Genomic DNA, 9,560 nt, shown 5'->3' on the forward strand with positions numbered 1-9,560 from the left:
TCGCCCTTGCCGTTGGCGGCGGCGCCCGGCTCGCACAGGGCGGGGCGGCCTTCGGCGCAGGGCGCGCAGTGGCCGCACGATGGCATGAAGACCATGACCACGTGATCGCCGTGAACCAAGTCGTCGACGCCCGGCCCCACCTGTTCGACGACGCCCGCCGCCTCGTGGCCCAGGGCCATGGGCATGGGCCGCGGGCGGTCGCCGTTGATGACGCTGAGGTCCGAATGGCACAGGCCCGCGGCGCGGACGGCGACCAGGACCTCGCCGGGGCCGGGCGGGTCCAGAGTGACGGTCTCGATCGCCAGCGGCCGGCTGTCGGCGTAGGGACGGGCGGCGCCCATGGCGCGCAGGACGGCGGCGCGAGTCTGGATCGGCGTGCTCATATCCGGACGCTAGGCGCTTGACGCCGCGTCCGCCAAGCCCGACCCTCCGATCAAGTCGGAGGGTGACGAAGCGCGATGAACGCGCTCAAGCAGCGAGCGACCGCGTCGCGAGCGTTGGCGCCCTCCCCTCAGGGAGGAAAGATGACCGGGACCATCGAACGGACCAAGCGCGGGGACTACCGCCGCTTCCAGGCGATCTCGACGCGCTGGATGGACAACGACGTCTACGGCCACGTGAACAACGTGGTCTATTATTCGTGGTTCGACACGGCGGTGAACCGGCTGCTGGTGGTCAACGGGGTCCTGGACATCCACGAGGGCAAGACGATCGGCCTGGTGGTCGAGACCGGCTGCCGGTACTTCGCCCCGACGTCCTTTCCAGACGAGATCGAAGCGGGGGTGCGCGTCGCCCACGTGGGCGACAGCTCGGTCCGCTACGAGATCGGCCTGTTCCGCAACAACGAGCAGGAGGCGGCGGCCGTCGGCTATTTCGTCCACGTCTACGTCGACCGCGAAAGCAAGCGGCCGGTGTCGGTGGACGACAAGATGCGCGGCTTCCTGGAGAGCCTGAAGAGCTAGTCGTCCAGGCGGCCCATCAGCGCCAGGGCGCCGACGGCGGTCAGGACTCCCAAGGCGAAGGCGCCGATCACCGCCCCGGTCGCCACATAGGTCGAGACGGTGAGCGGACGCGCCTCGTACCACTCGACGATGTCGGCCTCGTGCAGGTCGTCGTCGTGATAGCCCTCGGCTTCGTAGATGGCGTCTTCGGCGGTCATGGCGGCGCTCCCGTTGCGCTGATGGAAATGCCTGCGCGAGGCGAGCGGTTCCGGAAAGGACGGCGCCGTGACACTCCGTCCCGCATCGGCTAGATGCGGCTTCCTCTCCGCGGTCGGCGCTCAAGCAGCGAGCCGCCGCGCGGCGAGCGATAGCGCCCAATACAGAGACCCACAAGGCCGGCATTCCAAGTTCAAGAACATCATGCACCGCAAGGGGCGTGCCGACGCGCAGCGCTCCAAGCTGTTCTCCAAGCTGTCGCGCGACATCACGGTCGCGGCCAAGTCGGGCCTGCCGGATCCGGCGATGAACCCGCGCCTGCGCCTGGCCGTCAACAACGCCAAGGCCGAAAGCCTGCCCAAGGACGTCATCCAGCGCGCGATCAACAAGGCCTCGTCGGGCGACGCCGACACGATGGAGGAGATCCGCTACGAGGGCCGGGGACCCGGCGGCGTCGGCATCATCGTCGAAGCCCTGACCGACAACCGGAATCGGGCCGGCTCGAACATCCGCGCCGCCTTCTCGAAGAACGGCGGGGCGCTGGGCGAGATGAACTCGGTCGCCTTCATGTGGGACAAGGTCGGCCAGATCATCTACCCGGCCGAGGCGGGCACCGAGGACCAGGTGATGGAGGCGGCCATCGAGGCGGGCGCCCAGGACGTCGAGAGCGACCTGGTCAAGCCCGACATCTACGAGGACGCGCCGGGCCACACCATCTGGACGGCCTTCGAGGACCTGAACGAGGTGGCCGAGGCGATGTCCAAGGTGCTGGGCGACCCGAAGTCCACCGCCATCGTCTGGAAGCCGCAGTCCGAGGTGCCGGTGAGCGGCGACGCGGTCGGAACCCTGTTCAAGCTGCTGGACGCCCTGGACGCCGAAGACGATGTGCAGAACGTCTATTCGAACGAGGCCGTCTCGGACGAGGACGCGGCCAAGTACGCGGGCTGACCCATGGACCTGCGCGGCGGCCATCGTCGGACGCCGCTGATCGAGGAGCCGCGCCCGCCCTGGATCGGGATCGCGATCCTGGTCCTGGTCGGGACGGTGGTCGCATGGGCGGCGTCCAACGCCGACATCGATGTACGGCGCCTCATTCCCAAGCCGGAGCGGCGGGTCGAGACGCAGACCGTCGAGGCCGTGGAGCCGGTCGCGTCCGAAGAGGCGCGGATCGAGGGCGGCGCTGGACCACGTTGGGCCGTTCCGCCCAGTCCCGACTATCCCGAAGGCGGTTCCGCCGCCGGCCACGCCCTGGTGCGGTTGGGCTGCTTCGTCGAGCCGGATTTTTCGCTCAACCCGTGCGTCGTCCTTCAGGAGACGCCGCCGGATCACGGTTTCGGCGCCAGCGCCCTGGCGGCGGCGCGCGAGGCTCGGGTGACGCGGGATTCGCCGGTCGGGTCCCGGGTCGACTTCTCGATCCGCTACGCGCCGCCCGACGAATGACCGCGTGTCAGCCGAAGTAGGGCGACTCTTCCTCGAGCCAGCCGGTCGGCCGGCCGATGGGGCGGCCGGGGCGGCGCAGGCGCATGACGCTGTGCAGGGCGTCGGTGAGGTCCATGAGCTGATCGTTGGACAGCTCCACGGCGGCGCGGAGAATCTCGGTCTTGAGGGCCGAGAAATCCGTGGGCGTCAGACTTCGGTCGTGTCGGGCGGGCATGGCGGCCGATCCGTCGCAGGCGCGGGTCCCCTGCAACGGGCGTGAACGGGAAGAGCGCCCGAACGGTTCAATACGGCCACGCTATCGCGCGTAGGCCTTCACCAGGTCGAACAGGAAGTCGCGGCCCTCGTAGAGGGAGCGGACGCGGATGCGTTCGTTCAGGCCGTGCACGCCGCCGCCGTCCGGATCGGCGAACAGGCCGGTGACGCCGTAGGTCGGGACGCCCGCCGCATTGGTGAAGCGGCCGTCGGTGGCGCCGGGGCTCATCGAGGGGACCACGGGCACGCCGGGCCAGATCCGCCCGGCCACCGCCACGATGGGATCCAGGATCTCGGGCGACAGCGGCGGCGGCGGCGAGGTCGGGTCGATATCGCCCGAAATGGTCACGGCGATGCCGGGATCGGCCAGGACGCGCTCCAGATCGGCCCGGACCTCCTGCGGCGAGTGGCCCGGCAGGATGCGGCAGTTCACATTGGCGACGGCGCGCTGGGGCAGGGCGTTGGGCGCGTGGCCGGCGTCGACCATGGTCGCCACGCAGGTGGTGCGCAGCACGGCGTTCCACGCCGGGTCAGCCGCCGAGAGCCGCGCCGCCGCCTGCTCGATGGCGTCGGGCGAGGCCGAGATCCTCACCGCCCGCATGTCTCCCGCATGCGCCGGGGTCAGCGGCGCCAGGGCGAAGAAATAGGCGCCGACGGTGTCGTTCACCTCGGTCGGGAAGGTGTGGGCGCCCAGGCGCGAGAGGGCGTTCGACAGCCGATAGATGGCGTTGTCCGGCACGGGGCGGGACGAGTGGCCCCCGGGGTTGGAGATCTCCAGCCGGTAGTCCTGATAGATTTTCTCGCCGGCCTGGATCTCCAGCGCCACGCGGTTCCCTTCCGCGTCCAGGCGCCCGCGCGCCCCCTCGTTCAGGGCGAACCCGGCCGAAAGGGCGTCCGGGTGATGCTCCAGCAGCCACGACACGCCGTTGAAGGTGCTGGAGGTCTCCTCGCCGCAGGTCAGGGCGATCTTGATGTCGCGGCGGGGCGTGAAGCCCTCTTGCTTCAGCCGGATCAGGGTGTCGACCCAGATGGCGGCCTGGGCTTTGTCGTCCTGGGCGCCGCGCGCGTGGAAATAGCCGTCCTCCTCGACCAGGGTGAAGGGATCGCGAACCCAATCCTCGCGCCGGGCCTCGACCACGTCGATGTGGGCCAAGAGCAGGATCGGCTTGGCCGCGGGGTCGGAGCCGCGCAGCACGGCGGCCAGATTGCCGTCCTTCGGCCGCTCGGCGGGGACCAGCACCCGGACGTCGGCGGCGGGATAGCCGGCGGCCGCCAGGCGAGCGGCCATCCGCTCGGACGCCAGGGTGCAACTGCCTTCGGACAGGGTGGTGTTGGTCTCGACCAGCTCTTCATAGAGGTCGCGGAAGGCGGCCTGGTCGGGGCGCGGGCCGGCGGCCTGGGCCCGGGCCTGGCCGACGCCTATGAAGGCCGCGACGGCCAACGCCGGGACGAGCAGCGTCCACGCCCGGCCGCGCCGTTCGCTCCGCATCGACAGGGCGAAGAGGGCGGCGGCGGTCGATCCGGCGGTGCTCATGGGCGGTCCCTTCCTCGGCGAGGGGCGGACGCTAGCGCGGAACGGCTGCGCTGTCGCGACCGTTGCCATGGCCATGGACCTGAACGACCTGCCCGGCTTCGCCCTTCCGCTTCTCGCCGCCGTCGTCGCCGGCGGACTGATCGGTTTCGAGCGCGAGTGGCGCGGGCGCGCGGCCGGCTTCCGCACCCACATCCTGGTCTGTCTGGCCTCGGCCCTGCTGATGGAGGCGGCGGTGTCGCAAGGGGCGTGGCGCTTCCTGCCGCTGCCGGGGACCGAGATCGTCGCCGATCCGGCCCGGATGGCCCACGGGGTGCTGACCGGCATCGGCTTCCTGTGCGCCGGGGTGATCTTCCGGGCCGGCTTCTCGATCCACGGACTGACGACGGCGGCGTCGCTGTGGACCACCTCGGCCTTGGGCCTGTTGTTCGGCGCGGGCCTGTATGGCCTCGGGGTGACGGGCACGACGCTGACCGTCGCCATCCTGGCCATCCTCAGACTGGTCGATCAGCGCATGCCGCAGAAGACGGTGGTCGACGCCGAGGTCGTCTGGCGGCGTGAGGCCCCCGGCGCCGAGGACCGGGTCGAGGCGGCGCTGGGCGGCCTGGACCGGGGCCGCCGCGCGGACCGTTTCGAACTGATCGAGGACGGCGCGTCGGTCCGGCGCAGCTTCCGCCTGAAGATCGACGGCGAGCCCGAGCTGAAGGCCCTGGCCGCCCGTTTGCGCAGCATCGCCGGGGTCACCGGATATCGGCTGGACCCACGGGACGACTGAGCCGCTTGATCGCTCCCGGCGGACGGGCCTAGGCTCGGGATTCGTCTGTTTGCGGAGCGAATTTCATTGATCGACTGGAATCTGGTCTGGCCGGTCCTGGCGGCCATGACGGCCGGGGGGCTGATCGGCGTCGAGCGGACCTATCACGGGCATCCGGCGGGGTTCCGGACGCATATCCTGGTGTGCCTGACCTCGTGCCTGCTGATGCTGGCGGCGATGCACCAGTCGACCTGGGCGTTCACGGCGCTGAAGGGGCAGACCGTGGTCATTGACCCGACGCGCATGTCCCACGGCCTGCTGACCGGCATCGGCTTCCTCTGCGCCGGGGTGATCTTCCGCGAGGGCTTCTCGGTCCACGGCCTGACTACGGCGGCGTCGCTGTGGGTGACCTCGGCGATCGGCGTGCTGTTCGGGGTGGGCATGCTGCCCCTAGCCCTGCTGGGCGCGGGGGCGACCCTGGCGGTGCTGGCGGCGCTGCGCCTGCTGGACGCCAAGCTGCCGCACGTGGGGGTGATGGACGTGGTGCTGCGCTGGCGGCGGGGTGAGACGCCTGGCGAGGCCCACGTGCGCCAGGTGCTCGCCGCCTCCGGCATGAAGGCGGTGCGGCTGGGCCACGTCGTCAGCCACGACGGCTCTGTCCACGAGCATCATCTGAAGGTGAAGGGGCCGATGCCGATGGACGTCGACGGCCTGGTCGCCCGGCTGTCGGCCGAAAGCGGACTGGCGGGCTTCTCGGTCCTGCCCCGCGACGAGTGACCTAGGTGCAGAAGGCGATGGCGGCGTCGACGAACACCGCCAGGCCGTTCCGGCTCCACAGCCAGGCTCCGGCCGCGATCAGGGCCGCCACGATCCCGCCGATGACGAGCTTGCGGATCATTCCGCCGCCGTCACGACGGGAGCGGGCCGGATCAGCGGCGCCTCGCGGATCGGCAGGTTGACCGCCGCGGCCAGCAGCGCCAGGCCGATGGAGACCATCCAGACCGGCCCGTACGAGCCGGTGACGTCGAAAGCCACGCCCGCCAGCCACGCGCCCAGGAAGGCGCCGACCTGGTGGCTCAGGAAGACGATCCCGCCCAGGGCCGACAGGTGGCGCAGGCCATAGATCTGGGCGACCAGGCCGTTGGTCAGGGGCACGGTGCCCAGCCACAGGAAGCCGAAGGCCGAGGCGAACGCCAGCACGCTGGCCGGCGACAGCGGGATCAGCAGGAACAGGACGATGGCGACGCCGCGCAGGGCGTAGAGCAGGGCCAGCAGCCCCTTCTTGGAGCCCTTCGATCCCCACGCCCCCCACAGCCAGGAGCCGGCGATGTTGAACAGGCCGATCAGCGCCAGGGCGCCCGCGCCGACGCTGGCCGGCAGGCCTTCGTCACGGATGTAGGCGGGCAGGTGGGTGCCCACGAAGGCGATGTGGAAGCCGCAGACGAAGAAGCCGGCGTTCAGCAGCCAGAACGAGCGGTCGGCGAAGGCCTCCTTCAGCGCCTCGCCGATGGGCGGGCCGTCCTGCTGGCTGATCGCGGCCGGGGGCTTGCCGGCGACGCCCAGGGCCAGGGGCGCGATCAGGACGATCAGCCCGGCCAGGACGAACAGGGTCAGCCGCCAGTCCAGGGCGTCCATCAGCCCCTGAGCCGCCGGCACCACCAGGAACTGGCCCAGCGAGCCGCCGGCCGTGACGATGCCGAAGGCCAGGGTGCGTTTCTCGGCCGGGACGATCTTGCCCACGGCCCCCAGCATCACGGTGAAGGTGCAACCCGCCATGGCCAGGCCGACCAGGGCGCCGAAGCCGACCGCCAGGCCCAGCGCATTGGCCGCCGTCGCCGCGATGACCAGACCGGCCGCATAGACCCCGGCGCCGACCACCGCGACCTTGCCCGCGCCATGCCGGTCGGCCCAGGCCCCGACGAAGGGCTGCAGCAGGCCGAACAGCAGGTTCTGGGCGGCGACGATCAGGCCGAAGGTCTGCCGGTCGACCTGCAGCTCGAGCCCCAGCGGCGTCAGGAACAGGCCGAACGACTGCCGCACGCCCATCGACAGGGTGACGATCAGGGCCCCGGCCAGGATCATGATCCAGGCGCGGTTGGACAGTTTCGGGGACGCGGCCTCAGACATGGGATTCCACTTCACGCAGAAGGTCGATCAGGGCGGCTTCCCGCGCGCCCAGGGTTTCGGAGACCCTGGCCTGGGCGCGCGCCACAGGGGATAGGCGTCGTTCAGCTTCTCCAGGCCGGCCGGCGTCATGGAGAAGCGCTGGCCGCGTTCGCCGGCCCGGACCGCGGCGTCGATCCAGCCCTTCTTCGATAGAGGCTGAAGGGTGCGCCACAGGGCGCTTTTCTCGTGCGCGGTGGTTTCCGCCATCTCGGCCAGGGTGGGACGGTCCAGCCGCGTCAGGGTCCGCATGACCGAAAACTGGGTCACGGTGATCCCGACCGGGGCCAGGGCGTCGTCATAGTGACGCGTCAGCGCCCGGGAGGCGCGCCTCAGGCGGCCGCAGATGCAGGGGGAGAGGTCTTCCATTGCATATGCAAAGCACAACGTCGTTGCATATGCAACGCGCCATCCCAGCATCCGGTCATTGTCCGTTAGGCATCTCTCAGGCAATAACGGAACGGATGGCGAACGAAACGACTCGAATCCTGGGCCTGGATCCCGGCCTGCGCCGCACCGGATGGGGCGTTGTGGCGGCGGAAGGGTCACGCCTGCGCTGGATCGCGCACGGGGTCGTGACGCCGCCCGAGGGCGCGCCGTTCGCCCAGCGCCTGCTGCATCTGCTGGACGCCCTGACGGCGATCTGCCGCGACCACGCCTGCGACGAAGCGGCGGTCGAGGAGGTGTTCGTCAACATGAATCCGGCCTCGACCCTGAAGCTGGGCCACGCCCGCGCCGCCGTCATGCTGGCCCCCGCGACATGCGGCCTCGGCGTCGCGGAATACGCGCCCAACCTGATCAAGAAGGCGTTGGTCGGCGCCGGCCACGCGGACAAGAGCCAGATCGCCTTCATGGTGAAGCGGCTGCTGCCCCAGGCGGGCGAGGTCAAGGCCGACGCCGCCGACGCCCTGGCGGTGGCGATCACCCACGCCCAGCTGCGCAGGATGAAGAGGTTCGCCGCATGATCGGCCGTCTCCGCGGCGTCCTGGCCGAGGTCGAGCCGGACCACTGCGTCATCGACTGCGCAGGGGTGGGCTATGTGGTGAGCTGCGGCGCGCGCACCCTGCAGCGCCTGCCGGCGCCGGGCGACGAGGCGACCCTGCATATCGAATCGAACTGGTCCGCCGAGAACGGGCCGCGGCTGTACGGTTTCCTGACCCGCGACGACCGCCGCGCCTTCACCACCCTGACCGGTATCCAGGGCGTCGGCCCCAAGGCGGCGCTCAGCGTGCTGGACGTGCTGCCGCCCGCCGAGCTGGCCGGGGCGGTGGCGCGCGAGGACAAGGCGGCGGTGGCGCGGGCCAACGGGGTCGGCCCCAAGCTGGCGCTGCGCATCGTCACCGAGCTGAAGGGTAAACCTCTCGGAGACGTCAGCTTCACGCCGTCGGCGCCGGGCGTCCACGCTCAGGCCCCGGCTCCGGTTCCGAGCCTGACCGGCGAGGCCGTTTCGGCGCTGCTGGGCCTGGGCGTCGCCGAGGTCAACGCCCGCCGCGCCGTCGACCAGGCCCTGATCCGGCTGGGCGAGGAGGCCGATCTGTCGGCGGTGATCCGCGCGGCCCTGCAGGAGCTGGGGCGATGAGCGGGTATGAGCATGACTGAGGACAGGCTGGTGGATGGAGCCCCCGCCCCCGGCGAGGCCTACGACCGCGCGCTGCGGCCCCAGACCCTGTCCGAGTTCGTCGGCCAGGAGCAGGCCAAGGGCAATCTGAAGGTCTTCATCGACGCCGCCCGCGCCCGGCAGGAGGCGCTGGACCACGTCCTGCTGTTCGGGCCTCCGGGCCTGGGCAAGACCACCCTGGCGCAGATCGTCTCGCGCGAGCTGGGCGTCGGCTTCCGCGCCACCTCGGGTCCGATCCTGGCCAAGGCCGGCGACCTGGCCGCGATCCTGACCAACCTCGAGCCGCGCGACGTCCTGTTCATCGACGAGATCCACCGTCTGGCCCCGGCGGTCGAGGAGATCCTGTATCCCGCCATGGAGGACCATGTGCTGGACCTGATCATCGGCGAGGGGCCGTCGGCGCGGTCGGTGCGCATCGACCTGGCGCCCTTCACCCTGGTGGGGGCGACCACCCGCGCGGGCCTGCTGGCCACGCCGCTGAGGGATCGGTTCGGCATCCCCTTGAGGCTGGAGTTCTACACCCCGGCGGAATTGACCCGCGTCGTGATGGGCGGCGGCCCGCAAGATGGGGGCGACCCTCACCGAGGACGGCGCGCTGGAGATCGCCGCCCGCGCCGGGGCACGCCGCGCGTCGCCGGCCGTCTG

Annotated in this window: 13 protein-coding genes and 1 pseudogene; 8 read left to right on the top strand and 6 right to left on the bottom strand. The window is 70.9% G+C overall.

Translation table 11 applies throughout. The annotated features are described in order from the left end of the window. On the bottom strand, positions 1-383 hold a 383-nt coding region (locus AC2W7C_RS08860), incomplete at its 3' end, for an alcohol dehydrogenase catalytic domain-containing protein (RefSeq protein WP_486001107.1). Positions 384-524: 141 nt separating this feature from the next. Here AC2W7C_RS08860 and AC2W7C_RS08865 point away from each other — a divergent pair. After that, positions 525-962, top strand: coding sequence for an acyl-CoA thioesterase (locus AC2W7C_RS08865; protein WP_486001108.1), 438 nt, complete (start codon positions 525-527; stop codon positions 960-962). Here AC2W7C_RS08865 and AC2W7C_RS08870 read toward each other — a convergent pair. Next, positions 959-1,159: a hypothetical protein gene (locus AC2W7C_RS08870; protein ID WP_486001109.1), complete on the bottom strand. Its 201-nt coding sequence runs from the start codon at positions 1,157-1,159 to the stop codon at positions 959-961. The two genes, AC2W7C_RS08865 and AC2W7C_RS08870, sit on opposite strands and share 4 nt — an antisense overlap. Before the next feature lie 181 nt (positions 1,160-1,340). On the opposite strand from AC2W7C_RS08870, the pseudogene AC2W7C_RS08875 reads away from it, so the two are divergent. Together AC2W7C_RS08875 and AC2W7C_RS08880 are read left to right on the top strand one after the other, a co-directional pair. Beyond that, positions 1,341-2,105: pseudogene (locus AC2W7C_RS08875) on the top strand (YebC/PmpR family DNA-binding transcriptional regulator); the annotation flags it as partial. Between the two features lie 3 nt (positions 2,106-2,108). Further along, on the top strand, positions 2,109-2,597 hold the full coding sequence (locus AC2W7C_RS08880) for a hypothetical protein (protein WP_486001110.1): 489 nt from the start codon (positions 2,109-2,111) through the stop codon (positions 2,595-2,597). 7 nt (positions 2,598-2,604) lie between these two features. On the opposite strand, the gene AC2W7C_RS08885 is transcribed toward AC2W7C_RS08880, so the two are convergent. Further along, on the bottom strand, positions 2,605-2,811 hold the full coding sequence (locus AC2W7C_RS08885) for a hypothetical protein (RefSeq protein WP_486001111.1): 207 nt from the start codon (positions 2,809-2,811) through the stop codon (positions 2,605-2,607). 81 nt (positions 2,812-2,892) lie between these two features. Then, positions 2,893-4,338: a M20/M25/M40 family metallo-hydrolase gene (locus AC2W7C_RS08890; RefSeq protein ID WP_486001119.1), complete on the bottom strand. Its 1,446-nt coding sequence runs from the start codon at positions 4,336-4,338 to the stop codon at positions 2,893-2,895. 112 nt (positions 4,339-4,450) lie between these two features. On the opposite strand from AC2W7C_RS08890, the gene AC2W7C_RS08895 reads away from it, so the two are divergent. Then, positions 4,451-5,155: an MgtC/SapB family protein gene (locus AC2W7C_RS08895; RefSeq protein WP_486001112.1), complete on the top strand. Its 705-nt coding sequence runs from the start codon at positions 4,451-4,453 to the stop codon at positions 5,153-5,155. Positions 5,156-5,221: 66 nt separating this feature from the next. Next, entirely contained in the window at positions 5,222-5,911 is a 690-nt protein-coding gene (locus AC2W7C_RS08900; RefSeq protein ID WP_486001113.1) for an MgtC/SapB family protein, read from the top strand. Between the two features lie 117 nt (positions 5,912-6,028). On the opposite strand, the gene AC2W7C_RS08905 is transcribed toward AC2W7C_RS08900, so the two are convergent. Both AC2W7C_RS08905 and AC2W7C_RS08910 read right to left on the bottom strand, forming a co-directional pair. Beyond that, positions 6,029-7,261, bottom strand: a complete 1,233-nt coding sequence (locus AC2W7C_RS08905) for an MFS transporter (RefSeq protein WP_486001114.1) — start codon at positions 7,259-7,261, stop codon at positions 6,029-6,031. Positions 7,262-7,288: 27 nt separating this feature from the next. Continuing rightward, positions 7,289-7,666, bottom strand: a complete 378-nt coding sequence (locus tag AC2W7C_RS08910) for a MarR family winged helix-turn-helix transcriptional regulator (RefSeq protein WP_486001115.1) — start codon at positions 7,664-7,666, stop codon at positions 7,289-7,291. Positions 7,667-7,761: 95 nt separating this feature from the next. Here AC2W7C_RS08910 and ruvC point away from each other — a divergent pair, with 95 nt between their 5' ends. From ruvC to ruvB, 3 genes are all read left to right on the top strand, one after another. Further along, a complete protein-coding gene (gene ruvC / locus AC2W7C_RS08915; protein WP_486001116.1) occupies positions 7,762-8,262 on the top strand; it encodes a crossover junction endodeoxyribonuclease RuvC in 501 nt (166 codons plus the stop codon). After that, entirely contained in the window at positions 8,259-8,876 is a 618-nt protein-coding gene (gene ruvA / locus AC2W7C_RS08920; RefSeq protein WP_486001117.1) for a Holliday junction branch migration protein RuvA, read from the top strand. Before ruvC ends, ruvA begins: the two co-directional genes overlap by 4 nt. A gap of 6 nt (positions 8,877-8,882) precedes the next feature. Further along, positions 8,883-9,560: Holliday junction branch migration DNA helicase RuvB (ruvB, locus tag AC2W7C_RS08925; protein ID WP_486001118.1), on the top strand; the 678-nt coding region annotated here is incomplete at its 3' end.

This window comes from Brevundimonas sp. CURTG3B2_SDJG (assembly GCF_057364705.1).

Bases quoted from the DNA above. Each gene is read 5' to 3' on its own strand.
- AC2W7C_RS08865 (WP_486001108.1), top strand. From the start codon at position 525: ATGACCGGGACCATCGAACGGACCAAGCGCGGGGACTACCGCCGCTTC.
- AC2W7C_RS08870 (WP_486001109.1), bottom strand. From the start codon at position 1,159: ATGACCGCCGAAGACGCCATCTACGAAGCCGAGGGCTATCACGACGAC.
- AC2W7C_RS08880 (WP_486001110.1), top strand. From the start codon at position 2,109: ATGGACCTGCGCGGCGGCCATCGTCGGACGCCGCTGATCGAGGAGCCG.
- AC2W7C_RS08885 (WP_486001111.1), bottom strand. From the start codon at position 2,811: ATGCCCGCCCGACACGACCGAAGTCTGACGCCCACGGATTTCTCGGCC.
- AC2W7C_RS08890 (WP_486001119.1), bottom strand. From the start codon at position 4,338: ATGCGGAGCGAACGGCGCGGCCGGGCGTGGACGCTGCTCGTCCCGGCG.
- AC2W7C_RS08895 (WP_486001112.1), top strand. From the start codon at position 4,451: ATGGCCATGGACCTGAACGACCTGCCCGGCTTCGCCCTTCCGCTTCTC.
- AC2W7C_RS08905 (WP_486001114.1), bottom strand. From the start codon at position 7,261: ATGTCTGAGGCCGCGTCCCCGAAACTGTCCAACCGCGCCTGGATCATG.
- AC2W7C_RS08910 (WP_486001115.1), bottom strand. From the start codon at position 7,666: ATGGAAGACCTCTCCCCCTGCATCTGCGGCCGCCTGAGGCGCGCCTCC.
- ruvC (WP_486001116.1), top strand. From the start codon at position 7,762: ATGGCGAACGAAACGACTCGAATCCTGGGCCTGGATCCCGGCCTGCGC.
- ruvA (WP_486001117.1), top strand. From the start codon at position 8,259: ATGATCGGCCGTCTCCGCGGCGTCCTGGCCGAGGTCGAGCCGGACCAC.